22 protein-coding genes are annotated in these 25950 nt (G+C 66.5%); 3 read left to right on the plus strand and 19 right to left on the minus strand.

Features of this window, described 5'->3' with window-relative positions:
- Positions 1–92: 92 nt before the first annotated feature.
- The 6 genes from A9K58_RS09735 to A9K58_RS19095 all read right to left on the minus strand — a co-directional run bounded on the left by A9K58_RS09735 (position 93) and on the right by A9K58_RS19095 (position 7901).
- Positions 93–1514, minus strand: a complete 1422-nt coding sequence (locus A9K58_RS09735; protein WP_065199191.1) for an efflux transporter outer membrane subunit — start codon at positions 1512–1514, stop codon at positions 93–95.
- Positions 1508–2245, minus strand: coding sequence for an SDR family oxidoreductase (locus A9K58_RS09740; protein ID WP_065199192.1), 738 nt, complete (start codon positions 2243–2245; stop codon positions 1508–1510). Before A9K58_RS09740 ends, A9K58_RS09735 begins: the two co-directional genes overlap by 7 nt.
- A gap of 63 nt (positions 2246–2308) precedes the next feature.
- Positions 2309–5479, minus strand: coding sequence for an efflux RND transporter permease subunit (locus A9K58_RS09745; protein ID WP_065199193.1), 3171 nt, complete (start codon positions 5477–5479; stop codon positions 2309–2311).
- 112 nt (positions 5480–5591) lie between these two features.
- Entirely contained in the window at positions 5592–6815 is a 1224-nt protein-coding gene (locus A9K58_RS09750) for an efflux RND transporter periplasmic adaptor subunit (RefSeq protein WP_065199194.1), read from the minus strand.
- A 91-nt stretch (positions 6816–6906) separates the two neighbouring features.
- Positions 6907–7677: an SDR family NAD(P)-dependent oxidoreductase gene (locus A9K58_RS09755; protein ID WP_065199195.1), complete on the minus strand. Its 771-nt coding sequence runs from the start codon at positions 7675–7677 to the stop codon at positions 6907–6909.
- Complete coding sequence (locus A9K58_RS19095; protein WP_081284017.1) at positions 7674–7901, minus strand: hypothetical protein; 228 nt, start codon at positions 7899–7901, stop codon at positions 7674–7676. The genes A9K58_RS09755 and A9K58_RS19095 overlap by 4 nt, the downstream gene beginning before the upstream one ends.
- A 146-nt stretch (positions 7902–8047) precedes the next feature.
- Here A9K58_RS19095 and A9K58_RS09760 point away from each other — a divergent pair, with 146 nt between their 5' ends.
- Positions 8048–9079 (plus strand): LysR family transcriptional regulator, encoded by a 1032-nt coding sequence (locus A9K58_RS09760; protein ID WP_065199196.1) that lies wholly within the window; start codon positions 8048–8050, stop codon positions 9077–9079.
- A 202-nt stretch (positions 9080–9281) separates the two neighbouring features.
- Here the strand turns inward: A9K58_RS09760 and A9K58_RS09765 are convergent, their stop codons facing one another.
- From A9K58_RS09765 to A9K58_RS09790, 6 genes are all read right to left on the minus strand, one after another.
- Positions 9282–9977: a YiaD family glycine zipper/OmpA-like lipoprotein gene (locus tag A9K58_RS09765; RefSeq protein ID WP_065199197.1), complete on the minus strand. Its 696-nt coding sequence runs from the start codon at positions 9975–9977 to the stop codon at positions 9282–9284.
- A gap of 139 nt (positions 9978–10116) precedes the next feature.
- On the minus strand, positions 10117–11532 hold the full coding sequence (locus tag A9K58_RS09770) for a cryptochrome/photolyase family protein (RefSeq protein WP_065199246.1): 1416 nt from the start codon (positions 11530–11532) through the stop codon (positions 10117–10119).
- Positions 11533–11619: 87 nt separating this feature from the next.
- Positions 11620–12234 carry an inorganic diphosphatase gene (locus tag A9K58_RS09775; RefSeq protein WP_065199198.1) on the minus strand — a complete coding sequence of 205 codons (615 nt, stop codon included), beginning with the start codon at positions 12232–12234 and terminating at the stop codon, positions 11620–11622.
- 10 nt (positions 12235–12244) lie between these two features.
- On the minus strand, positions 12245–13594 hold the full coding sequence (locus A9K58_RS09780) for a purple acid phosphatase family protein (protein WP_231109286.1): 1350 nt from the start codon (positions 13592–13594) through the stop codon (positions 12245–12247).
- 14 nt (positions 13595–13608) lie between these two features.
- Positions 13609–14724 (minus strand): NHL repeat-containing protein, encoded by a 1116-nt coding sequence (locus A9K58_RS09785; RefSeq protein ID WP_065199200.1) that lies wholly within the window; start codon positions 14722–14724, stop codon positions 13609–13611.
- Positions 14724–17237, minus strand: a complete 2514-nt coding sequence (locus A9K58_RS09790; protein ID WP_407070826.1) for a TonB-dependent receptor — start codon at positions 17235–17237, stop codon at positions 14724–14726. The genes A9K58_RS09785 and A9K58_RS09790 overlap by 1 nt, the downstream gene beginning before the upstream one ends.
- Positions 17238–17449: 212 nt before the next feature.
- Here A9K58_RS09790 and upp point away from each other — a divergent pair, with 212 nt between their 5' ends.
- Positions 17450–18082, plus strand: a complete 633-nt coding sequence (upp, locus tag A9K58_RS09795) for a uracil phosphoribosyltransferase (protein WP_065199202.1) — start codon at positions 17450–17452, stop codon at positions 18080–18082.
- A gap of 164 nt (positions 18083–18246) precedes the next feature.
- Here the strand turns inward: upp and A9K58_RS09800 are convergent, their stop codons facing one another.
- The 6 genes from A9K58_RS09800 to rsmD all read right to left on the minus strand — a co-directional run bounded on the left by A9K58_RS09800 (position 18247) and on the right by rsmD (position 23063).
- Complete coding sequence (locus A9K58_RS09800) at positions 18247–19134, minus strand: MBL fold metallo-hydrolase (protein WP_065199203.1); 888 nt, start codon at positions 19132–19134, stop codon at positions 18247–18249.
- Between the two features lie 118 nt (positions 19135–19252).
- Positions 19253–20983, minus strand: coding sequence for a gamma-glutamyltransferase (ggt, locus tag A9K58_RS09805; RefSeq protein ID WP_065199204.1), 1731 nt, complete (start codon positions 20981–20983; stop codon positions 19253–19255).
- Positions 20980–21261 carry a YfhL family 4Fe-4S dicluster ferredoxin gene (locus A9K58_RS09810; RefSeq protein WP_065199205.1) on the minus strand — a complete coding sequence of 94 codons (282 nt, stop codon included), beginning with the start codon at positions 21259–21261 and terminating at the stop codon, positions 20980–20982. The genes ggt and A9K58_RS09810 overlap by 4 nt, the downstream gene beginning before the upstream one ends.
- A 131-nt stretch (positions 21262–21392) precedes the next feature.
- Positions 21393–21887, minus strand: coding sequence for a hypothetical protein (locus A9K58_RS09815; RefSeq protein ID WP_065199206.1), 495 nt, complete (start codon positions 21885–21887; stop codon positions 21393–21395).
- 61 nt (positions 21888–21948) lie between these two features.
- On the minus strand, positions 21949–22458 hold the full coding sequence (gene coaD / locus A9K58_RS09820) for a pantetheine-phosphate adenylyltransferase (RefSeq protein WP_005416145.1): 510 nt from the start codon (positions 22456–22458) through the stop codon (positions 21949–21951).
- 26 nt (positions 22459–22484) lie between these two features.
- Positions 22485–23063 carry a 16S rRNA (guanine(966)-N(2))-methyltransferase RsmD gene (rsmD, locus tag A9K58_RS09825; protein WP_065199207.1) on the minus strand — a complete coding sequence of 193 codons (579 nt, stop codon included), beginning with the start codon at positions 23061–23063 and terminating at the stop codon, positions 22485–22487.
- Positions 23064–23653: 590 nt separating this feature from the next.
- Here rsmD and htpG point away from each other — a divergent pair.
- Entirely contained in the window at positions 23654–25546 is a 1893-nt protein-coding gene (gene htpG / locus A9K58_RS09830; RefSeq protein ID WP_065199208.1) for a molecular chaperone HtpG, read from the plus strand.
- A gap of 99 nt (positions 25547–25645) precedes the next feature.
- Here the strand turns inward: htpG and A9K58_RS09835 are convergent, their stop codons facing one another.
- Entirely contained in the window at positions 25646–25945 is a 300-nt protein-coding gene (locus A9K58_RS09835) for a hypothetical protein (protein ID WP_065199209.1), read from the minus strand.
- Positions 25946–25950 lie beyond the last annotated feature (5 nt).

Below are 25950 nucleotides of genomic sequence, written 5' to 3' on the forward strand. Positions count from 1 at the left end.
CCAGACGGGGTGATCCTCTACCGCCGCGACACGGCAGCGCAGGACCGGGAGAGAAAAGGGGACGGGCCGCCACCGCGTCCGTCCCCTCGAGGTCATTGCACCTGGGCCACGCTTGGGGGCTGTGGCGACTGCCCCCACCCACCCAGCGCCTTGTACACCCCCACGACGCTGACATTGACTTCAGCTTCGGCCGCAGCCAGTGCATCATCGGCCGCCAACTGGGTGCGCTGCGCATCAAGCAGGGTGAGGAAGTCCTCCGAGCCCTCGCGATATCGGATCTGCGCCAGCGATTCGGCACGCCGTGCCGCCTGCGCCTGCTCGACCACGATCGCCAACCGCGCCTGCTGCTTTGAATAACGGGTCAGCGCGTTCTCGGTGTCCTCCAGGGCCAGCAGTACCGCCTGCTCGTACTGCGCGGCCACGCCTTCGGCTTCAGCCTTGCTGGCACGCAGGCGTGCACGCACGGTGCCGAAGTCGAATGCCGCCCAGCTCAGCGATGGGGTCAGCGACCAGGCCTTGTTGTTGCCGTTGACGAGGCCACTGGCATCGCCGCCGAGGAAACCGACAAAACCGGACAGCGACAACCGCGGGAACAGGTCCGCGGTGGCCACGCCCACGCGCGCGGTGGCAGCAGCCAGGCGCCGCTCGGCCACGCGCACGTCGGCGCGCTGGCGCAGCAGTTCGCGGGTGTCGCCCAGCGGCAACGGCTTGGCGAACGCTGGCACCTCATGCGGCGCGAGCATGTCGGCCAGGACCTCCGGACGTTGGCCCAGCAGCACCGCCAGGCGGTTACGCGACTGCGTCTCGGCGACTTCCAGCAAGGGGATGTCGGCCTCGATCGCCTTCAGGCGGGCACGGCTGCTCTGCACATCCAGCTCGCTGCCGGCACCCAGCTCCCAGCGTGCTTCGGTCAGCTTCTGCGTGTCGCGCAGGTTCACCAGGGTGCGCTGGGCGACGGCGATGCGCTTCTGCGTGCCGCGCAGCTCGAAGTAGTTGCGCGCAACTTCGGCGGCCACCAGTACCTGTGCATCGGCCAGGTTGGCCTGTTCGGCGTCCAGGTCGGCGCGCGCTGCCTCCGCAGCACGGCGCTTGCGACCGAACAGATCCAGTTCCCAGCCGGCGTCGAAACCGAGTTGGTAGCTTTCACTGAACACCCGCTGCCCACCCTGCTGCGGATCGGGTTGCTTGCGACGGTCGTAGCTGCCGCCGGCGGTGATGTGCGGCGCCTGGTCGAAGCGGCTTTCGACGAATACCGCCCGGGCCTGGCTGACCCGGGCAACGGCCACGCGCAGGTCCAGGTTGTCCGACAGTGCGCCGTGCACCAGTTCCTCCAGCACCGGATCATCGAACTGCGCCCACCAGCTGGCTACCGGCGAGGCGGTGCTGAACACCGGCTGCTGCGCGCCCTGCAGCACGACCGGTTCCTGCACCGGTGCCTTGTAGTTCGGGCCGACGCTGACACAGCCAGCCAGCACGAGGCTGGAGACGGCCATCGCCAACGTGCGGATCACCATGGCAGCACCTCGCCCAGGTAGGTGAAGCTGCCGCTGGCGCCGGCGTCACCGATCAGCGCCATTTCGACGCTGGAACGCGCACCCTCGCTGATTTCGATCTCGCCGTTGCCACCGTTCATGTCGGTCTTCACGTAGCCCGGATGCACGGTGTTGACCTTGATCGGGGTATTGCGCAGCTCATGGGCCAGGCTGAGCGTCCAGCTGTTCACCGCTGCCTTGGATGCGTTGTAGGCCGGGATCTTGAAATCGTAGATGCCCGAGCTCGGATCCGCGTGCAGGGTCTGCGAACCGAGCATGCTGGACACATTGACGATGCGGCCCGATTTGGCCTGCTTGACCAGGGGCAGGAAGGCCTGGGTCACTGCCACCAGCGCGTACACGTTGGTGTCGAAGGTGCGCTTCCAGGTCTCCAGCGATTGTTCCGACGGCGCCAGCGCCGGGTTTTCGATCATGATGCCGGCGTTGTTGACCAGGATATCGAGGCGGCCGTGGCGCTGGCGGACCTGCTCGGCGGCCTCGGCAATGCTGGCCGCGTCGGTCACGTCCAGCTGGATGGCCTCCACCGGCAGCCCTTCGGCCTGCAGTTTCAGCGCGAGTTCCACTGCCGTTTCCCGCTTGCGCCCGGCCAACAGCGTATGCACGCCGGCCTGGGCCAGTTGGCGCACGGTTTCCAGGCCGATGCCACGGGTGGCGCCGGTGACCAGGGCGATCTTGTTCTGATGATTGTTCATGGATTCATGCCTTCTGGGGGGAGGCGTTCGCCGGCCGATGGCCGGCGACGCCGCAACTGCAGGTCAGTGATGGAGGGTGGGTTCGCCATGGCGCACGAGCTGGCCACCGCCCTTGCGGGTGACGAGCTTGCGCAGGGCGACGTAGAACACCGGCGTGAGGAACAGGCCGAACAGGGTCACGCCCAGCATGCCGGCGAACACGGTGATACCGGTCACCGAGCGCACCTCGGCGCCTGCACCGTGCGACAGCACCAGCGGCACGGTGCCGGCGATGAACGCGATGGAGGTCATCACGATCGGACGCAAACGCAGGCGGCAGGCCTCCAACGCGGCTTCAACGATGCCCTTGCCGCCCATCTCCAGCTCGCGGGCGAATTCGACGATCAGGATCGCGTTCTTGCACGCCAGGCCCATCAGCACCACCAGGCCGACCTGCACGAACACGTTGTTGTCGCCACCGGTCAGCCACACGCCGAACAGCGCGGACAGCAGGGTCATCGGCACGATCAGGATCACCGCCAGTGGCAGCGACCAGCTCTCGTACAGCGCGGCCAGCACCAGGAAGGCCAGCATGATCGCCACCGGGAACACGATGAAGGCTGCCTTGCCCTGGGTCGCCTGCTGGTAGCTCAGGTCGGTCCATTCAGTGGTCATGCCCACCGGCAGCACTTTGCCGGCGATCTCGGTCAGCTTGTTCATCGCCTCGGCCGAGGACAGCAGGCGCGGGTCGGCCTCGCCGGCGAGGTCGGCCGCCGGGTAGCCATTGAAGCGCAGCACCGGGTCCGGGCCGAAGGTCTGCTTGATGGTGACCATCGAACCGATCGGCACCATCTCGCCGCGATCGTTGCGGGTGCGCAGCTTGCCGATATCCTCGACGCTCTCGCGGAACGGGCCGTCAGCCTGCGCGATCACCTGCCAGGTACGGCCGAACTGGTTGAAGTCGTTGACGTAGGCCGAGCCGAGGTAGGTCTGCAGGGTATCGAACAGCTCGGTGAGCTGCACGCCCTGTGCCTTGGCCTTGACCCGGTCGACCTCGGCATCCAGCTGCGGCACGTTCGCCTGGTAGCTGCTGATCGGGAAGGCCATGCCAGGAGTCTGCGCGACCGTGCCCTGCATTGCCTGCACGGCGTTCTGCAGCGCGCCGTAGCCCAGGTTGCCGCGGTCTTCGATGAACATCTGGTAGCCGTTGCCGTTGCCCAGGCCAAGGATCGGCGGCGGCATCATCGCAAATGCGAAGCCTTCCTGCAGGCCGGCGATCTTCTGGTTGATCTCGGCGTTGATCTGCGCGGCGGTGCGGCCATGGCGCTCGGCGAATGGCTTGAGCGGGATGAACGCCACACCGGTATTCGGCGTGTTGGTGAACTGCAGCGCGTTCAGGCCCGGGAACGAGATGGTGTGGGCCACGCCATCCGTTTCCTGGGCGATCTTGGCGACCTTGCGCAGCATTTCATCGGTCCGCGCGATCGACGAGCCCTCCGGCAGTTTCACGCCGGCGATCAGGTACAGCTTGTCCTGGGTCGGGATGAAGCCCGGCGGCACCAGCTTGAAGATCACGCCGGTACCGACCAGCAGGATCGCATAGACCACGAACACCGCGCCGCGGCGGCCCAGGATGCGGGCAACGCCACGCTCGTATTTCTCCGAGCTGGACTTGAAGAAGCGGTTGAACGGGCGGAACACCCAGCCGAACAGGCGCTCGATCAGGCGGCTCGGGCCATCCTTCGGTGCACCGTGGGCCTTCAGCAGGCGTGCGGCCAGTGCCGGCGACAGGGTCAGCGAGTTGATCGCCGAGATCACCGTGGAGATGGCGATGGTGACTGCGAACTGCTTGTAGAACTGGCCGGTGACGCCGGACAGGAATGCCATCGGCACGAACACGGCGCACAACACCAGCGCGATCGCGATGATCGGGCCGGACACCTCGCGCATCGCCTGGTGGGCGGCCGCCGTGGGCGACAGGCCTTCCTCGATGTTGCGCTCGACGTTCTCGACTACCACGATCGCGTCGTCCACCACGATGCCGATCGCCAGCACCAGGCCGAACAGGCTCAGCGTATTGATCGAGAAGCCCAGCAGGTAGAGCGCCGCGAATGTACCCACTACCGACACCGGCACCGCGATCAGCGGAATGATCGAGGCACGCCAGGTCTGCAGGAACAGGATCACCACCAGCACCACCAGCGCGATGGCTTCCAGCAGCGTCGAGACCACGGCCTTGATCGAATCACGGACGAAGATGGTGGTGTCATACACGGCTTCGTACTTCACATCGGCCGGCATGGTCTTCTGCATCTCGTCCATCGTGGCGATGACCTTGTCGCGGATCTCCAGCGCGTTGGCGCCGGGCGACTGGAAGATGCCGATGCCCACTGCGTTCTTGCCGTCCAGCTGCGAGCGCAGGGTGTAGTCGCCGGCACCCAGCTCCAGGCGGGCCACATCAGCCAGGCGCACGATCTCGCCATCGGTGCCGCTCTTGAGCACGATGTCGCCGAACTCCTTTTCGGTCTTCAAGCGGCCCTGGGCATTGATGAGGGTCAGGAACTGGCTGTTCGGCAGCGGTTCGGCACCGAGCTGGCCGGCCGACACCTGCACGTTCTGCTCGCGCATGGCGCGCACCACGTCGCTGGCGGTCAGGCCGCGCGAGGCCACTTTGTCAGGGTCCAGCCAGGCGCGCATGGCGTAGTCGCCACCGCCGAAGATCTGCGCGTCACCCACGCCCGGGATGCGTGCCAGCGCATCCTTGACGTGCAGGCGCGCGTAGTTGCGCAGGTACAGGGTGTCGTACTTGCCTTGCGGCGACGTCAGGTGCACCACCATCAGGAACGTCGGCGACTGCTTCTGCGTCGTCACGCCCTGCCGGCGCACGTCCTCCGGCAGGCGCGCCTGGGCCTGCGCCACGCGGTTCTGTACCTTCACCGCCGCCGCATCCGGGTCGGTGCCCGGGCGGAAGGTGACGGTCATCTGCAGCACGCCGTCCGAACCGGCCACCGACTTCAGGTACATCATGCCTTCGACGCCGTTGATCGCCTCCTCGAGGGGCGTGGCAACAGTCTCGGCAATGACCTTCGGGTTGGCGCCCGGGTACACGGTACGCACGACCACCGACGGCGGCACCACTTCCGGGTACTCGCTGATCGGCAGGATCGGAATCGTGATCAGGCCTGCGGCGAAGATCACGATCGACAGCACCGCCGCGAAGATCGGCCTGTCGATGAAGAAACGGGAAAAGTCCATTGAGGAATTCCTGGGAAAGGCCTCCGGCGGGCAACAACCGCCCTGCCCCTCGCCGTGATGACGAAGGCAGGGAAGGCTGCTGCTGGCGCCGGCAGCTAAGCGGGGACGCGGATCAGTGGTTCAGTGCAGCGGTGGCGTCACGGCCAGGGCCCGGCGCGGGCTGCGGCTGCATCGCCACGGCCTTGGCCTGCACCGGCATGCCGGGCATGAAGACCTTCTGCACGCCGTCGATGATCACCTTGTCACCGGCTGCCAGGCCCTGTTCGACGATGCGAAGGCCCTCTGCGGTCCGGCCAAGGCGGATGTCACGGCGCTGAGCCTTGCCATCCTTGTCGACCACGTACACGTACTTGCGGTCCTGGTCGGTCAGCACGGCCTTGTCATCGATCAGCAGGGCCTGGAACTGGCCGCTGCCGAGCAGCTGCACGCGGGCGAACAGGCCCGGCGTGAACTGGCGGTCGGCGTTGTCCAGCAGCGCACGCACGCGGATGGTGCCAGTGCTGCGGGTCACCTGGTTGTCGAGGAAGTCGACCTTGCCCGCGTGCGGATATCCGTCTTCACCCGACAAGCCCACCTTCACCGGCAGTTCGCTGTCGCGCTCGCTCGGACGCTCGCCCTTGCGAGCCATCTGCGCATAGCGCAGGAAGGTGCTTTCGTCGGCATCGAAGTAAACGAACACGGTGTCCAGCGAGACCAGCGTGGTCAGCACGCTGGCGCTGTCGCCGGCGGTGACCAGATTGCCGGCAGTGACCATCGCACGGCCGGCACGGCCATCGATCGGGGCGCGCACCTTGGTGAACTCCAGGTTGAGGCGGGCAGCATCCAGTGCCGCCTGCGCCGCCTGCACGGCGGCGCCGGCCTGGTCGGCCGCCGCGCGGCGCTGCTCGGCGGTCTCGGTGGAGATTGCCTGCTGCTCGGAAAGCCGCTTGGCACGCTCGGACTCGCTCCGGGCCAGCGTCGCCTGCGTGCGCGCGCGGGCCAGTTCGGCTGCAGCACGGTCATATTCGGCCTGGTAGCTGCGAGCGTCGATGGTGAACAGGACCTGGCCCTTCTTCACTTCATCGCCTTCCACGTAATTGACCTTGTCGATGTAGCCGGACACGCGCGGACGCAGTTCAACGCTCTGTACCGCTTCGACGCGGCCGCTGAACTCGTCCCATTGGCTGACCTGCTTGACCAGTACCGGTGCGGCGCTGACCTGTGGCGGTGGTGGTGCGCCGGCTTCTTCGGCATGGCCACCGCTGCAGGCCGCCAGCACCGCAGCGGCAAGAATCGACACGCCGATCATCGCGATGCGATGGCCGAAACGATGTGGGGAAGTGTTGGGGGAAGTCATGGCATGCATCCGTACGGAGGGGTGGTACAGCTAGATGAGAACGTATTGCGGAAACAGGCGGCGCATCCTGCAACCTCAACCATGGTCGAGGTCAAGCGACGCCGGCGGTGTCGCGCCACAAAGGGGGAATTTCGAGGTGCAGCAGGCCGCGGGGCAGCTCGGCATCACTGCTGTCGCAGCGGACCACGGCGCGGTTGTCGCGGCAGCCATCCAACAGCGAGACCACGCGGCGGCCGACCAGCAGAGAGCTCGGCCACTCGATGCAGGCATTGGCCGCATTGGCAGGGGTGCATACCGGGCTGCAGACCTCCAGCATCTGCGCACGGACACCGAGCGCCTGTGCTTCCTGGTGCACGACCTGCGCATACATGCGCAGCGCAGCGGTGGTGATCGACGTTTCGCCGTAGCCGGCCCATGGCTTGGCACTGGCCGGGCTGCCGATCATGACGTAACGGCGCGCATGCACGTTGTCCTGCAGCAGGGGCAGCAGGTGGCGCACGGCATGCACGTGTGGCATCAGGTCGGCCTGCAGCGCGCCCAGCAGTTCGTCGCCGTTGCGGTCGATCACGCGGCCGCGGCGGTAGGGGCCGCCCATCGCGGCGATCACCGCCGCAAGCGGGCGCGGCCGCTGCGCGATGCGCTCAGCCAGTGTGCGGGCCGAACCATCGTCACTGAGCGAACCCAGCATCGTCTCCAGGCCAGGCTCGTCGGCGAACTGCTCCTGCAGCGCCGCCAACCGGCCCGGATCGCGCCCGACCACCAGCACCGGGCTTCCGGCTTCCAGCAGTGCACCCACTACACCCTGGCCGACGGCACCGGTGCCGCCAAGGACCAGGACTTCGGGCGTCAGCATCCCATTCACGGGACATTTCCTCCCAAATCCGGGATAGTCCCAATTCGATGCAGCCGGTCGCCCCTGTTCGGAGCAAGACGGATGGTGCCGCCACGCTGCTGTCGCATGGGCGCGGTAAACTCACGAAAGTCCTTGTGTACCAAGGAACTCGGGCGGGCTTCAACGGTCATCGCCAGGTCCAGGGTGTTCTGGCCGGCGTTCCGGAGACGGGCAAGAATGTTGCGCAGGCTCATGGCGGACGGGCTCCAAATAACGAATGGCGCCACGATAGACCCCAAACCTTTACTTGATTAGTCCTGATTAAGGGGAATAATCATCCCGTCCCCGGTCCAATCGTTCTGTCACGATTGCCCCATCCCCGACGTCCAGGATCCCGACCATGTCCCACGATCTCAACGAGACTCTGATCTTCGTCAAAGTGGTTGAGCAAGGCAGCTTCATCGCCGCTGCCAAAGCACTCGGCCTGCCCAAGACCACCGTCAGCCGCAAGGTGCAGGAACTGGAGACGCGCCTGGGTGCGCGCCTGCTGCACCGGACCACGCGCCGCCTCGGCCTGACCGAGGCCGGCTCGATCTACCACGAGCACTGCCAACGCATCGCACGCGAGCTGGAAGAAGCCGAGAGCGCAGTGAGCCAGCTGCAGTCCGGCCCGCGCGGCTGGCTGCGCTTCACCGTGCCCTATTCGATCGGCATTACCTGGATCGCCCCGCTGCTGGGCCAGTTCCATGCGCAGTACCCGGAGATCCGCCTGGACATGCACATGGGCAACGAGAAGCTGGACCTGATCGCCGGTGAGGCCGATCTGGCGCTGCGCGTCGGCGCCCTGCCCGACTCCAATCTGGTCGCGCGCAAGCTCGGCAGCCTGCGCACGCAGGTGTTCGCCAGCCCGGCCTACATCGAGCGCTATGGCGAGCCCCTGCATCCGGAAGAGCTGCAGTTCCACCGCATCCTGGCGATGCGCAAGCCTTACCACACCGGCAATTCGCCCCGCTTCACCTGGCAGTTGGGTGAGAACGGGGGGGAACTGCGCGACTTCCCGGTCACCCCGCTGATGACGGCCAACGACATGTCCGCGCTCAATGGCGCATTGGTGTGCGGCGAAGGCCTGCTGCTGACCGGCGACGTGATGGCCAAGCCATTCGTTGAATCGGGCATGGTGCGCCGCGTACTGGCCGGCTGGACCGGTCCGGAAGTGGACTTCAATGCCGTGTTCGCCGGCGGTCGCCTGGTCTCGCCGAAGGTGCGTGCCTTCGTCGATTTCCTGGTCGAGAAGCTCAACTTCGACGCCAACTACATGCTGGCGCAATGCCCGGGCGCAAAGCTGGCGCAGCAGCAGAAGGCGCAGGAAGATGCGGCGCTGGAAAACAGCGGCAAGCGGATCCTGGAGAAGGTGGCGGCTTCGGCGGCGTAACCTGCAACAAGAGCACCTATCCATCTCCTGGTAGATGCCGACGTTGGTCGGCATGGCTTACAGAGGGAGTCGAGCGCGGCTCGACTCTACATGCGCTGTCGGCGTGCCGAGCAACGCTCGGCACCCACAAAAATGCCGCCTGCAAGGGCGGCATTTTCGTTCCGGCCGATGGCCGGACCGGCTCAAGCAGTAACGCTACGCGTTATTGCTTCAGCGGAATCACCCGGATCTCAACGCGGCGGTTCTTGGCGCGGCCGGCATCGGTGCTGTTGTCGGCAATCGGGTACGACTTGCCTGCGCCCAGCGTTTCGATGCGCACGCTCTGCACGCCCTGGCCGATCAGATACTGTGCGACCGAGTCGGCACGTTCCTTGGACAGGCGGTTGTTGACCGCGTCGCTGCCGATGCTGTCGGTGTGGCCAACCACTTCGATCATGGTCTGGTTGTACTCGCGCAGCGTACCGGCCACGCCATTGAGCGAGCCGTAGAACTGCGGCTTCAGGGTGGCCTTGCCGAAATCGAAGGTGATACCGTCCGGCAGGTTCAGCGAGATGTTGTCGCCTTGGCGCTGCACGTCGATACCGGTGTTGGCGGTACGCTCGCGCAATGCGCGCTCCTGGCGGTCCTGGTACTGGCCGACGGCCGCGCCGCTGAGTGCGCCGATACCTGCACCGATCAGGGCATGCTGGCGGCGCTCGGTGGCACTGTCACCGGTCAGCAGACCGGCGGCCACGCCGATGGCGGTGCCGATCAGCGCATTGCGCCCGGTGCGGTTCTGCTGCTGGGTCGGGTTGCCATACTGGTCACTCTGCACGTAGGAGCCGCCGGTGGCGCAGGCCGACAGGACGGCCGCACTCATCAGGGCCAGTGCGACGTTGCGGGTGGTGTTGCGGATCATGGGGTTCTCCTTGGTTGCCGGTCGGGCCGGCGGCTTGCGGGCGCAGAGAGAATAAACAGCCCGATGCGATGTCGGGATGATGATCCGGCGAGCCGACAGGGCCGCGTTCAGCTAACTGACTGAATCCTGCGGGCCTGCTTTACCCGATCCCGGACTGGCGGTAGGCGGCCAGTGCGGCTTCGCGCCCCGCAGCAAGATCCACCAGCGGGGTGCGTGGATAGCCGGGCGCATGCGCCGCCAGCAGCTGCGGATACTGCCAGGGCGCGAAGCGTGCCTTCACCGGCAGCGCAGCGAGCTCGGGCACCCAGCGGCTGATGTAGCGGGCCTGCGGGTCGAATTTCTCGGCCTGGGTGACCGGGTTGAACACGCGGAAATACGGCGCGGCATCGGCGCCGGTGCCGGCTACCCACTGCCAGCCCATCGTGTTGTTGGCCAGGTCGGCATCAACCAGCGTGTCCCAGAACCAGCGCGCGCCATGCAGCCAGTGCGCGCGCAGGTGCTTGCACAGGTAACTGGCCACGATCATCCGCACCCGGTTGTGCATGTAGCCGGTGTACCACAGCTCGCGCAGGCCGGCGTCGACGATCGGCACACCGGTGTTGCCGCGCTGCCAGTCATGCAATTGCGCCGCGCTGGGCGTGGCCCACGGGAAGCGATCAAAGCGCGGATTGAGGTTGCCGGTGGGCGTGCCCGGGAAGTGGTGCAGCAGGTGGTAGGCGAAATCACGCCAGCCCAGCTGGCGCAGGTAGCCGTCGATGTTGGCATCGGTGCCAGCACTGCGCAGCCTCTCCAGCACATGGGCAATGCGCCACGGCGCGATCTCGCCGAAGTGCAGGTGCGGCGACAGGCGCGAGGTCCCCACCCGGTCCGGCAGGTCGCGCTGCTCGCAATAGCCACGCAACGCGCCGTCCTCGAACACGGACAATGCCTCCAGCGCGCCCGCCTCACCCGGCTGCCAGTGCTCCCAGAACCCGGCATCCCAATCCAGCGGGGGCGCCAACTCCAGCTCGCCCAGCGGCAGGCTGTCGACCGTGTGCGGCGGCAGCTTCTCTGGTGCGGCCTGCAATGGAGGCAGGCGCCAGTGGCTGAGCACGTTGCGCCAGTAGGGGGTGAATACCCTGTACGGCTGTCCCTGCTGGGTGGCGATGTCCCACGGCTCGAACAGCAGGCTGCCGTTGCCGCTCTGCACGTCGATGCCCTGCTCGCGCAGACTGCGCTTGATGGTGGCGTCACGTGGCTGGGTGGCAGGCTCGTACTTGCGGTTCCAGTACACGGCCCCGGCACCGGCCTGCGCCACCAATGACTGCAGCATCGGCAGGCTGTCGCCACGGCGAAGGACCAGTGAAGAGCCGCGCGCGCGCAGCTCGGCATCCAGTGCAGCGAGCGAGCGATGCAGCCAGGTATCCGAAGCCGCGCCAGGCACCCATTCGCCTTCCTCGTGCGGCGCGTGGATATAGACCGGCACAACGTCGTGACCTGCGTCCAGCGCGGCCTGCAGGGCCGGATTGTCCTGCAGCCGCAGATCACGGCGGAACCATACCAACGCTACCGACACCTGCACCGCCTTCGTTGTGGAAGGCGGACATGATAGCCAGCGGCGGTGAAGGTGATGCACGCGCCGTCCTATCCGCAGGCCGCGGGTCTACTTTTCGAAGCGCTGCATCGCTTCACTGATCAGCGCGCGCGCTTCGGCCGCATTGCCCCAGCCATTGAGTTGCACCGGGTTGCGGCCCGTTGGCAGGTCCTTGTAGATGCGAAAGAAGGCCTCGATCCGTTGCCGCTCGATCTCTGGCAGATCGGCCAGGTCACGGATGCCGGCGTAGGTCGGATCGACCTTGTCCGCCGGCACGCCGATGATCTTCTCGTCGTGCTGGCCGCCATCGACCATCTTCAGGTAACCGATCGGCCGGAAGCGCACGATCACGCCCGGGTGCAGTGGCTCGCGGGTCAGCACCAGGGCATCCAGCGGGTCATTGTCACCGGCCAGCGTGCGCGGCATCGAACCGTAGTTGGCCGGATAGGCGACCGGCATCGACTGGAAGCGATCCACGTGCAGCAGGCCGTCCTCCTTGATCTCGTATTTGGTGAAGCTGCCGGCCGGGATCTCCACCGCCAGGTTCGCCTCCTGCGGGGCCTGCTTCGGCTGGGTGACCAGGAATGGATGCAGCACGGCATCGGCGGCGGTCACCGCACTTGCCAGCAACAGCAGGGACGCGCCGATGGCAGCCAGCGGAACGATGCGACGAGGTGTGGTCATCGGTGCATCCTCATTCCCAGCAGCGGTCGGCGCGACCCTTGGCGGTCTGCGCGCGCGGGCAGTCGCGCGGTGCGATGCGGCCCTCGGTCAGTTCCGTGCGTTGCTTGCCGCCCATGGCGTCGCGGCGCAGTTCGAACGCATCGTAGAGCCGTCCGGTCACCGTGCGCGCTTCATAGCGCAGGTGCTGCGGGTCGATGCTCAACACCTGGAAAAGCTGGGTGTCCTCGGCCATCGGGTCCATCGTCCTGCGGGCCTCGCCGGAAAGACGGTACTGCTTCGGACCGGCCACGGTCACCACGTACTGCGGCGTCGCGGCCAGTCCTTCGCCACGACGGCCATAGGTGTGATCATGCCCCTGCAGCACCAGATCAACATTGTGGCGGCGTACCACCGGCAGCAGCACGTCACGCAGCGCAGCGTTCTCGCGGCCTTCGCGCGGCGAGTAGAACGGCTGGTGCAGCAGCACGATGGTCCACGGCTGCGGATTGCCGGTCAGTACCTTGTCCAGCCACTGTGCCTGTGCTTTCGCGGTGCCGAGGTCGAGTGCGGAAGTGCCATCGACCACGGCCACGCGCACGCTCTGCGCATCGAACCAGTAGGTGGTCTGCTGTGCAGCGGTGGCACCGTTGCCCGGCAGCGCGAACGTCACCGGCCAGTGGCGGCCCAGCACGCGCCGCTCCTGCGGGGTGTCCTCGAACTCTTCGAAGTACTCGTGGTTGCCGATCGCCGGAGCCACCAGCGTTTCCTGCGCCAGCCAGCCGGTGGCGGCAAACCATTCGCCCCACTCGCTGTCGTCCATGTTGTCGCCACCGCTGACCAGGTCACCCGCGAACAGGCTCAGGCGCGCCTGTGGTGCGGCCTTCTGTGCGGCACGTACCACGCGGCTGACATGGCTGACGTTCTTGTTCTGCGTGTCACCGAAATACAGCAGGGTCAGCGGCTGCTCCGGCGCTGCCAGCGTGCGCAGCTGGTTCCACGCACTCCAGCTGCCATTGCCCTGCACGCGGTAGACGTACTGGGTATCCGGTCGCAGGCCGTCGATGTCGGCACGGTGATGGTGCGACAGTCCGTTCTCGGTCCGCAGTGCCCGGGTTGCCGCACGCACCTGGCGGATGCCCTCGATGGCCGGCGAGTCGCCGGCCACGGCGATCTCCAGCAGCGGTGCCTGCACACTGCCATCGGTGCGCCACGCCACCGCAAAGCCATGGCTGGGATCGGCTGCCGGCGAGGCGACGATGCGGTCCGGCACCGTCGACGCCGCGTAGTGGTGGCTGCCTGCCGGCACCTGGGTGTTCGGCTCGACGGCAGCGAACGACAGCTGTGGCAGCCCCAGCCACAGGCCCAGCGCCAGCGCGCGCATCACGCTGCGCCGGCTCATGCACCACACTCCAGTGGCAGTGCCAGCTGCCTGGCGATGCTCTCCCAATCGAATGCCACCACGCCCTGGTCGTCGTGCACGGCATACAGCGCACCGTGCGGGAAGCGCGCACTGGGTTGCTGCATCATCCAGATGCCATCGGTATTGGCCACGGTATTGCCCTGGAACGCGCCGACCGGCTTCAGCGTATGCCGGTCGAACAGGTGGAAAACGCTGCGCTGCTTGCCCTGTTCGGTGGTGATCCACCAGCCATCCTTGCCGCAGGTGCGCAGGGCCACGCCCTCGGCCTGTGCCTTGAACACATCGCGGCCGAACGTGGTGCCGGTGAAGCGGCCGGCCAGGGTGTAGACCTTGAACTCGCTGGCGTAACTCTCGTCCTCTTCGGCGATGAGCAGGCGATCGTTGTCCGGGTCGCCCCAGATCGACTCGACCACGCGCAGCGCACCGGCCTCGGTGGTGTCACCGATACTGGCGACAAGCGTCGCGTCGACCTTCGCGCCATCACGGGTCACGTGATACTGGCGCACGCGCTTGTCCAGCTCGGCCAGCGGCGGCAGGATGTCACGCCCCTGCGCATCCTCGCCGTTGTCCCACGAGTCGGTGACATAGACGCTGTAGCCATCGGCACGGCGGTCGACCCACAGCCCGTACGGCTTGCGCAGGTCATCCGCAGCGAACGTTGCCAGCGGCGTGAAATCCGGCAGGCCCAGCACCTGCACGCGATGGTTGTCGCGCTCCACGATCCACAGCAGGTCGTCGGTCACCGCGATGCCGTTCGGGCGGTCGAACTGCCCCGGCGCAGTGCCACTGCTGCCCACGTCACGCAGGTGCTGGCCGCTGTTGCCGTCGTAGACCACCAGCTTGTCGGTGGCCTTGGCCGTGGCGATCAGCCACAGCCCGCCGCCGGGCGTGCGCCAGGCCGCCGGCGAGTCGATGTTGTCGGCCGGGGTCATTGGCGTGAGGAAGGCTTCGGCGATGGTGGCGACCGCGCGCGCGCCGCTGGCCTTCGCTGCCTCCCCGGCCATGGCAGGGTCCTTGCCGGTGGCCGGCGCGCAGCCGGCACCCAGTGCTACCGCCAGCGCAGTGGCCAGGACGGTGATGCCGCGCGCCATCACAGCGCCACCTTCAGGCCCAGCGCATAGGTCCGGCCATACTCTTCCATCTGCAGGGTGCGCGAGCGATCGCCCTGGTAGAGTTCCAGCGGCTTGTCCAGCAGGTTCTGCGCTTCGAAGTAGACGCTCACGCGCGGGGTGAACTTGTAGTCCAGCGAGAAATCGAGCTGGGTATTGGGTGCTACGTAGATGTCGAACGCGCGGCCCTTGCCGATGCTGTCCAGGTACTCGCTGCGGTATACCGCCGCCAGGCGCGTGCTTATGCCGTACTTCTCATAGCCGATGTGCGCGCTGTAGACATGCTTGGAGGCACGCGGCAGGGTGAAATCCTCGCCCGCACGGTCGTTGATTCCGGCATCGAACGTGGTATCCAGCCAGGTGCCGCTGGCCCCCACCAGCAGGCCATCCAGGCCGTGCGGCAGGAAATCCAGCTGCTGCTGCCAGTTGAATTCCGCGCCACGCACGGTGGCCTTGCGGCCATTGATCGGCTGGGTCACGTCGAATCCGCCGTAGGCCGGATCATTGGTGCGCACGGTCTCCACGATGTAGCCATCGATCGACTTGTGGAACAGGCCCAGCGAGACGATGCCAGTGCTGCCGATGTACTTTTCCACCGACAGGTCGATGTTCCTGGACTCGTACGGGTCCAGTTCCGGGTTGCCCAGGCGCACTTCCTCATCACCCCGGCTGTAACCCACGCGCGGCGAGACATCGCCGAACGACGGGCGCGATACGGTCTTGTTGGCCGAGCCGCGCAGCACCCAATCATTGGCCGCGTCGTAACGCAGGTGCAGGCCCGGCAGCACGTTGGTGTAGCTGCTGGTGGCCACGCGCGGGGTGACGGTGAAGCTGCGGCCGTTGGCGGCCACATCCACCTGGTTGCCGGCGGCCTTGAAGCGGGTGTTCTCCACGCGAACACCGCCGATGATGCGCAGCGCGCCCACGTCCCAGGTGCCCATGGCATAGCTGGCGAAGATGTCCTCGCTGGCCACGTAGTCCTCTTCCAGCGACGTCATCGCGTTGCCGCCGGCGTCCTGCGGCCGGGCGCTGTACTGGCCGCCATTGGCCGCCCAGAAGGCACGCATCGCGTCCGAATCCATGCCATCGCCGACGTTGCCGTGGCGATGTTCCGGCGAGGAAGTGGTCCAGTTCGACAGCGCCACCTTCGGGCCGACCCGCAGTTCGCGCTCGTCCACGTTCACATCGCGGTCGCGCCAGCGCCCCAGCAGGCCGAACTTGAGGCTGCTGCTGTCGCCGTCGAAGCGCACGTTGACCTGCGCGCTGTGCTCCTTGTCGTTCACCTGCTTGGGCGAAATCACGAAACGGTCGAACGCGTAGCTGCTGTTGTCCAGCCACTGCGGATTGTCGAAGCTGTAGCTGGGCAGGCGGCTGCGCTGGTCCAGGGTGCCATTGAATGCCTTGCCATTGAGCTTGAAGCGGGCCTCCATCTCGTCGTTCACCCGCTCTTCGGTACGGGTGTAGCCGATCCGGTAGTCGACCACGGCATTGGTCAATGTGTTCTCGCCACCGAGGCTGGCTGCGAAGGTGTTCTCCTTCTTGGTCCGGTAGCGCATGCGCTTGTCGATGGAGTCCTTCGGCATGCCGTCCAGGCGATACTGGTCGGCGCCGGTCCTGACCATCTTCGCGTCGTCGAAGTTGAAGATCACGCGCTGGCGGGTCTCCGCATCGTCGAACTGGCTGTACAGGGTGCGCAGGTAGTACCTGCTGTCTTCATCGGGGCGCCAGTCAAAGTTGAGATTGGCGCCGATGCGCTTGCGTTCGATCTCGTACTTGCGGTGCTGCAGGTTGATCGCAGTGACATCGCCGGGGGCGGCATCGTCCTCGCCGTCGTACTCCACTTCGGTGTTGTCCGACTCGAACCTGCGCTTCTGGTAGTTCACGCCCAGCGCCACGCCGAAGGTGTCGTTGAACACGTCGCTGTAGTTGAAGGCGGCCTTGGGACTGGTCTCGCCGGACAGCTGCTGGTGGCTGCCCTCGATCTTGCCGCGCAGGCTGCGGCCTTCGCGATCGAAGGCCGAGGCCGATTCCACGAGCACGGCACCGCCGATCGCATCACCGGGCATGTCCGGGGTCGGCGACTTGACCACGCGCAGGCGTTCGGTGGAATCGGACGGGATCACGTCCAGCGGTGCGGCGCGGCTGGAATCTTCCGGAGTACCGACGGCAATGCCATCCACACTCACGCTGTTGAGGTTGGCATCCAGGCCACGGATGACCACGAAGCGCCCCTCGCCCTGGTCGCGGGTCACGCTGACGCCCGGCAGGCGCTGCAGCGACTCGGCCACGTTCTTGTCCGGGTACTGGCCCAGCGCATCGGAGGATACGGCATCTTCGATCGCATCACTGCCACGCTTGAGATCGACCGCACGGACCTGCGATTCGAGCTGGGCACGCACTTCGATGCGGTCCAGGTCGACCGCATCGGCGGCCACCGTACCGGTGGCGGCGACTGCCTGCTGCCCGGCCGCCTGCAGCGGCGCTGCGGCCGACATCGCCAGCGTCAGAGTGATGGCAACGGCCAACGGAGTCTTGATATGCACTGGGAAGCCCCATTCCTGTTAAGAATGGGTCTGCACGGTATGTCCGCAAGGTTGCATGGCCATGACATGCACTGGCGCGGCAGGTTCGGGACGGCCCATGCCGGTTTGGGGTTCGCCCCGCGTTCCGGCAGAATGGGTGCTCTCTCCTTCTCCCCTTCCCGACCATGAAGATCGTCGAAGTGCGCCACCCGCTGGTGCAGCACAAGATCGGCCTGATGCGCAATGCAGCGCTCAGCACCAAGGATTTCCGCGAACTGGCCAACGAGCTGGGCACCCTGCTGGCCTACGAGGCCACCGCGGACCTGGACACCGAGCCGCACACCCTGCCCGGCTGGGCCGGTCCGGTCACCGTGCAGCGGATCGCCGGTGCCAAGATCACCCTGGTGCCGATCCTGCGCGCCGGGCTCGGCATGCTCAGCGGCGTGCTGTCGCTGATCCCGGCCGCCCGCGTCAGCGTGGTCGGATTGCAGCGCGATGAAGAAACCCTGCAGCCGGTACCCTACTTCGAGCGCCTCACCGGCCGCCTGGAAGAACGTGATGCCCTGATCCTGGATCCGATGCTGGCCACCGGCGGTACCCTGATCGCCACCATCGACATGCTCAAGCGCGCCGGTGCCCGCCGCATCAAGGGCATCTTCCTGGTTGCCGCGCCGGAAGGCATCGAGGCCGTAAAGGCCGCGCATCCCGACGTGGAGATCTACACGGCCGCCATCGACGCCCAGCTCAACGACAAAGGCTACATCCTGCCAGGCTTGGGCGATGCCGGTGACCGGATCTTCGGTACCCGCGTTGGCTGACCGGCGCGCTCGGGGCATGGGCGGATCCCGCTGGATCTGCCTCCGCGGCCGCGAAGGCACGGGGCGCCATGCGGTGATGTAGAGAGCCGTGCACAGGCTCGGCTGTTCCGCCGGTGGTCATGCCCCGTGCGGAAGCATGGGCCGGGTATGCGCCCGGCCACGCATCACGCCAGCGCGCGCGCCTTCAGTTCGCCCTGCTCGTGCAGGGTCACGAAACGCCCCTTGTCATCGCGGCCCAGCTGCGCCAGTGCCACCTGCGGGTCGTGGGTGAAGAACAGATGCACGTTGCGCGCCAGCTTGTCTTCGAGGAACTGGCGCTTCTCATCGATCAGCAGCTCGGCATTGCGGTCGTAACCCATGGTGATCGGCACGTGCACCCACGAGCGGCCCGGAATCAGGTCCGCGCAGAACACCACGCCCCCATGCGCGACCTCGTCCGCACGTGCACCGCCGACGATCTCGGCCAGCATCAGCCCCGGCGTATGGCCGTCGCTGTAGCTGAAGCGCACGCTGCGCCCCAGCGCCTTCGAGTATTCCCCGTCCACCACTTCCAGGCGGCCACTGGCCTGCAGCAGGCCCGGCAGTTCCGGAATGAAGCTGGCCCGATCGCGCGGATGCGGCTGCAGGGCACGCTGCCAATGCCGGGCACCCACCAGGTAGGTTGCGTTGGGGAACAGCAGTTCCGGCTCGCGCCCTTCGCTCCAGGCCGCCAGCAGGCCGCCGGCGTGGTCGAAGTGCAGGTGACTGAGCACGACCACGTCGATGTCCTCGTGCTCGAAGCCGGCCTCGCGCAACGAATCGATCAGCACGTGCTGGCTTTCCTGCACGCCATAACGCTCGCGCATGCGTGGATCAAAGAACGCGCCGATACCGGTTTCGAACAGCACGGTCTTGCCTTCCAGCGGGCTGGCAAGCAGCGCACGGCAGGCCAGCTCGATGCGATTGAGCTCATCCGGAGCCGCCCATTTTTCCCACAACGCGCGCGGCGCGTTGCCGAACATCGCACCACCATCGAGGCGTTGCGAGTTTCCACGAATCGACCAGAGTTTCATGGTCTGATTATCGGCGGCGGGCCGTTAAATAATCGCTAGAAAGCAAACGGAATAAACCCCGCCGCCATGGGCGGGGTTCAAAGGGCGCGCCGGGCAGGGCCGGAGGCCGGCGGCTGCATCAGCGCGCCGGCACGACCTGGGCACTACCCACGGGGTTGCGCGGGTCGCTGCCGCCGAACAGCCTGTTTGCCTTGCGGTCCCATTCCACGGTCTGCAGGTTGCCCCACACGTGGCTGGACCCGCGGCCGCCGGCGGCGACGTTGCCGGGCAGATCGATCCTGTGGCCCATCGCCTGCAGCTGCTGCACCGTCGCCGCGTCGAACGCATCGCTTTCGGCTTCGATCAGGTCGGGCAACCACTGGTGGTGGTAGCGTGGCAGCGCAGCAACCTGCTGTGCGTCCAGGCCGGCGTCATAGCCCAGGATGCCCAGCAGCACCATGGTGATGATGCGGCTGCCGCCCGGGGTACCGAGCACCACCACCTTGTCCGCGTTCTCCATGAAGGTCGGCGTCATCGAGCTGAGCATGCGCTTGCCCGCCTTCGGCGCGTTCGCCTCGTAGCCCATCACCCCGAAGGCATTGGGGGTACCCGGCTTCAGCGCGAAGTCGTCCATCTCGTTGTTGAGCAGCACGCCGGTGCCCTTCGGAATCAGGCCCGAGCCGTACAGCAGGTTGACGGTCTGGGTAGCGCCGACGCGATTGCCGTCGCGGTCGATGATCGAGAAGTGGGTGGTTTCGTCGTCTTCCAGCGGCGTGGGGTTGCCCGACAGCAGATCGCTGGGCGTGGCCTTTTCCGGATGGATGGTGGCACGCAGGCCCTGTGCGTAGTCCTTGCTGGTCAGCACCTTCTGTGGGATCTGCACGAAGTCCGGGTCGCCGAGGAAGAACGTGCGGTCGCGGTAGGCGCGGCGCATGGACTCCACCACCAGGTGGGTGCGGTGCGCCGGGTCCATCTGCTTGATGTCCCAACCTTCCAGGATCTGCAGCATGCTGGCCAGCGCGATGCCACCGGAAGACGGCGGCGGCGCGGTAGTGATCTTCCAGCCGTTGTAACTGAAGACAATCGGTTCACGCTGCTTCACGCGGTAGCCGGCCAGCTCCTCGGCCGTCCATTTGCCACCGGCCTGCTTCACGCCGGCCAGCAACAGCTGGCCGGTCTGGCCCTTGTAGAAGCCATCGAATCCACCGGCCGCCAGGCGTTCCAGCGTCCGTGCCAGCTCAGGCTGCTTGAACAGATCACCGGTGGCGATCGGTTTGCCGTCGCGCAGGTACACCTCGCGGGTGCCGGGATAGCGCTCCATCACCTCACGGCGCGAGGCATAGCCCTTGGCCATGCGGTCGTACACCGGAAAGCCCTCGCGGGCGATACGGATCGCCGGCTGCAGCGAGGCCGACAATGGCAGCCTGCCATGCTTGGACGACAGCTCGACCAGCGCTGCGGGCAGGCCGGGAATACCGGCCGACCAGGCACCGTTGACCGAGCGGTCCCGGTCCAGGTTGCCCTGCTTGTCGAGGAAAGCCTGCGGCGTGGCGGCGGCCGGTGCAGTCTCGCGCGCATCCAGCATCACGTCCTTGCCGGTGGCCGCATCATGCAGCAGGAAGAAACCACCGCCGCCCAGCCCGGAGCTGATCGGCTCGACTACCGCCAGCGTGGACGACACCGCCACCGCAGCGTCGAAAGCGTTGCCGCCCTGCGCCAGGATGTCGATGCCGGCCTGGGTAGCCAGCGCATGGCCGCTGGCGATGGCCGCGCCATCAGGGCGTTCGGCACGGGCCGGGCTGTCGGCCCAGGCGATCGGGCTCAGCAGCAGGCCGAGCAGCAGCAGGGGGCGGACGATCAGCGTCTTCATTCGGATGGGGGCTCCGCATAGAGTTCGGGGTGATCGTGCTGCAGCCGGCGCAGCTTGGCCAGCAGTTGGTCTTCCGTTTCCACGATCTCCGGATCCGGGTCGATGCATTCGACCGGGCAGACGACCACGCACTGTGGTTCGTCGAAATGACCCACGCACTCGGTGCAGCGGGCAGGATCGATCACATAGATGGTTTCACCCATCGAAATGGCCTGGTTCGGGCAGGCCGGCTCGCAGACGTCGCAGTTGACGCAGAGCTCGTTGATTTTCAGCGACATGGCGATACTCCTCGCCCGCGCCTTGGGACAAAGGACCGGCCAGCGCGGGCGCGCGGGCCGGTCAGGTCATCGGCGGCACCCGGCAGGGCATCGCCCGGGCCATGCCGAAGCATGGCCGCCACGGCTCGGTCTTACTTGGCTTCGACGAAAATGTACTCGGCACCGGTCGGCTGGACTGCCGCCTGCACGCGGGCGTTGTCAGCCGACTGGCCGATGAAGACGACGCGCACGCCCTTCATCGAATCCGGCGACACGTCCTTGAAGACGGCCTGGATCATGTCAGCCATCTTGCCCGAGGCCGACGAACCGAAGGCCAGCATGTTGCCCGGCTGCACGCCACGGGCCACGGCCTGGGTCGCGCTCTCGGTCTGGCGCTCGTACTTGGCCTGGAAGTCCGGGTCCGATTCCGGCGAGAGGTAGTACAGGAACGGGCTGTTGCTGATGTTGCCCATGTTCTGGATGGCCACTTCCTGCAGGTACTTCTTCCAGCCTGCATCGTCATCCTTGGCCGGAGCGACCAGAGCCTGCTTGGCTTCCTCGGCCGGAGCAGCGGCCTCTTCCTTCTTGCAGGCGGTGAAAGCCAGGGCCAACGAAGCGATCAGCATCGCGCGCATGGTGGTGTTCATGGGGTTCCTCCCGGAATGGTGCGTGGTGTTGAATGTCATGGGGTGCAGGGATACAGCGGGCTTACGACTGTGCCGCCTTCGCTTCACGGACCTTGCGCAGGGCTTCGAGTACTGCGGCCGGCACGAAGCCGGACACGTCCCCACCCAAGCGTGCGATCTCGCGGACCAGCGAAGACGAGATGAAGCTGTGCTGCTCGGCCGGCGTCAGGAACAGCGTCTCGACCTCGGGGATCAGGTGGCGGTTCATGCTCGCCATCTGGAACTCGTACTCGAAGTCGGAGACCGCGCGAAGGCCGCGCAGCAGCACTCCCCCCTGGACCGAACGTACGAAATGCGCCAGCAGGGTATCGAAACCGATGACCTCGACATTGCCGTGGTGGGCCAGCGCGCCACGTGCCAGCTGCACGCGCTGCTCCAGCGGCAGCGCCGGGCCCTTGGACGGGCTTTGCGCCACGCCGACCACGACCTTCTCGAACAACGGCGCGGCCCGGCTCACCAGGTCGATATGACCGTTGGTGATGGGGTCGAACGTGCCGGGGTAAACGGCGATGCGGCGGTTGGCCACGGTCATGGGCGGTCGCAGATGTTCAGATGAGGTCAAAGTGTAACAGTGGCGTGGCGGTACAGGGCAAAGCGCACCTCGCGGGTGCCGCCCTCGCGGTGCAGGAGCCAGTCCGGCGGCAGCACCGGCACGTGGCCGGCCGGCGATTCCAGGTACAGCCAGGCATCGGCGGCCAGGTGGCGCGGCAGCTGCGCGAGCACGTCCTGCCACAGGCCATCGGCGAATGGCGGGTCGATGAAGACCAGATCGGCCTGCTGAGCTGCCGCGCCCTGCAGCCAGCGCAGGGCATCGGCCTGCACGACCATGACCTGGTCGGCGGCCTGCAGCCTGGTGACGGCCGCCGACAGGTTGCGCGCCAACTGTGGGTCGCGCTCGACCAGGGTGGCGTGGGCGGCGCCGCGCGACACGGCCTCCAGGCCCAGTGCGCCGCTACCCGCGAACAGGTCCAGAACGCGCGCTCCCCCGACCTTGGGCATCAGCCAGTTGAACAGGGTCTCGCGCACGCGGTCACTGCTGGGCCGGAGGCCCGGTAGGGTGGGCACTGGCAGGCGGGTATTGCGCCAACGCCCGCCGATGATGCGGACCTGGCCGTCATTGCCCCCGCGGCCGCTCATCGGCGCCCCCGGCGGGAGGTATTCGAGAATTTCAGCATGAGCGGGATTGTAGTTCGGCCGGGCGGCGCCCGGGGACGCGCCAACGCATGCGCGCTGTCGCTCCCACGCTTCGCTGCGCGAAACGCGGGCCCCACTTACCAGCTTCCATACCCCCGCCCCCTGACTCAGGGGGCTCTACCCCAGACGCGATCCGATGCTCGACATACAGGCGGGGTCAGATCCGTTTTCCTCAGGAAAACGGATCTGACCCCATTGGATGTATCGATATCTGACAGATGTGTCGACCAAGGTCGACACCTACCAACAGCCGCGTGAACCTGTCAAAGGCGGGGCGGTGTGGGTTCGCGGGGTGTGAGCCGCATGGATGCGGCGACCAAGGCTACATGGACGTACTTGCGCCGTCCCCGCGTACCCACAGTGCCCCGCCATCCCACGGAACGCCGCTCTGGCTCTGGCTTTGGCAGTTGCAGTTGCACTGGGCGGGTGCCGGGCGCAGCCCGGCCGACCAACCCCTTGATTTCGGGACAATCACCCCTACCCCTTGGCGAGGCCGCACGCGCTGGCGCGGCATTGCACATGGAGCCTTACCGATGACCGAGACGACCCAGACCGAAACCCTTGGATTCCAGACCGAAGTCAAGCAGCTGCTGCAGCTGATGATCCACTCGCTGTACTCCAACAAGGAAATCTTCCTGCGCGAACTGGTTTCCAACGCCGCCGACGCCGCCGACAAGCTGCGCTTCGAGGCCCTGACCCAGCCCGGCCTGCTGGAAGGTGACAGCGAACTGCGCGTGCGCGTCAGCTTCGACCCGGTGGCCCACACCATCACCATCGACGACAACGGCATCGGCATGAGCCGCGCCGAGGCCATCGCCCACCTGGGCACGATCGCCAAATCCGGCACTGGCGACTTCCTGCGCCAGCTGTCCGGCGACCAGAAGAAGGATTCGCAGCTGATCGGCCAGTTCGGCGTCGGCTTCTACAGCGCCTTCATCGTCGCCGACGAAGTGGAAGTAACCTCCCGCCGCGCCGGCCTGCCAGCAGGTGAAGGCGTGCGCTGGACATCGCGTGGCGAGGGCGACTTCGAGGTGGCCACCATCGACAAGGCCGAGCGCGGTACCCGCATCGTGCTGCACCTGAAGGATGGCGAGCATGGCTTCGCCGATGGCTGGCGGCTGCGCAGCATCCTCAAGAAATACTCCGATCACATTGGCCTGCCGATCCAGATGCCGAAGGAAGGTGGCGACGAAGGCGCCGCCGCCGAATGGGAGACGGTCAACCGAGCCAGCGCGCTGTGGACCCGGCCGCGCACCGAGATCGGCGATGCCGAATACACCGAGTTCTACAAGCACGTGGCGCACGACCACAGCGACCCGCTGGCGTGGAGCCACAACAAGGTCGAAGGCAAGCTGGAGTACACCTCGCTGCTGTACGTGCCAGGCCGCGCGCCGTTCGATCTGTATCACCGTGATGCGCCCAAGGGCCTGAAGCTGTACGTGCAGCGCGTGTTCGTGATGGACCAGGCCGAGCAGTTCCTGCCGCTGTACCTGCGCTTCATCAAGGGCGTGGTCGATTCCAACGATCTGTCGCTGAACGTTTCGCGCGAGATCCTGCAGTCCGGCCCGGTCATCGATTCGATGAAATCGGCGCTGACCAAGCGCTCGCTGGACATGCTGGAGAAGCTGGCCGCCGACAAGCCCGAGCAGTACGCCACGTTCTGGAAGGAATTCGGCCAGGTACTGAAGGAAGGCCCGGCCGAAGACTACATCAACCGCGAGAAGGTGGCCGGCCTGCTGCGCTTCGCATCCACGCGCGGTGACGGCGATGTCCAGACCGTGTCGCTGGCCGATTACCTGGGCCGCATGGTGGAAGGCCAGGACAAGATCTATTACCTCACCGGCGAGAGCTACAGCCAGGTGCGCAACAGCCCGCACCTGGAAGTGTTCCGCAAGAAGGGCGTGGAAGTCCTGCTGCTGACCGATCGCATCGATGAGTGGCTGATGGGCTACCTGACCGATTTCGACGGCAAGAACTTCGTCGACATCGCCCGTGGCGACCTCGACCTTGGCGCACTGGAAACCGAGGCGGACAAGCAGGAGCAGGAAGCCGCTGCGAAGGACAAGCAGGGCCTGGTCGAACGCCTGAAGACGGTGCTCGGCGATGACGTGGCCGAAGTGCGCGTTTCGCACCGCCTGACCGATTCACCGGCGGTGCTGGCCATCGGCGAACAGGACCTTGGCCTGCAGATGCGCCAGATCCTGGAGGCCAGCGGCCAGAAGGTGCCGGACAGCAAGCCCGTACTGGAAATCAACCCGGGCCATCCGCTGATCGCCAAGCTCGATGCGGAAGCCGATGGCGCGCGCTTCGACGACCTCGGCCGCGTGTTGTTCGACCAGGCCGCATTGGCCGCCGGTGACAGCCTGAAGGACCCAGGCGCCTACGTCGCACGCCTGAACAAGCTGCTGCTGGAGCTGTCGGCCTGACCGAAAGGGCGGTCGCCGGGCATCGCCCGGCGATGCCCTGGTAGGTGCCCACCAAGTTGGCACCCACCATAGGCGGCGGTTGGCACCTGCCAAGGGAGCTCAGGCTTCGCGATCCAGCAGCGAGCCCAGCATCTGGTCCTGTCGACGGATCAGCGCGGCATTGGCAGCGAAGGCCACCACCTCCGCTTTCGCGGCAAGCAGATCGCCCAGCGGCGCGGCGGCATCGATGCCGGCGGGTGTCACCACAGCCTGCACCCCGCCCTGCTCCACCGCACTACGCTGCAGCTGCAGGCGCGGGGCATCGGGGGTCGCAAGGATGGCCACGTTGTGCGCGGCCACCTGCACGCCCTGCCGGGCCGCGCGCATCCCGCTGAGGGCGATTCCCATCACGTTGTCCATGGCGG

Origin of the sequence: Stenotrophomonas maltophilia, from assembly GCF_001676385.1 — a bacterium.
Taxonomy (GTDB): Bacteria; Pseudomonadota; Gammaproteobacteria; order Xanthomonadales; family Xanthomonadaceae; genus Stenotrophomonas; species Stenotrophomonas maltophilia_J.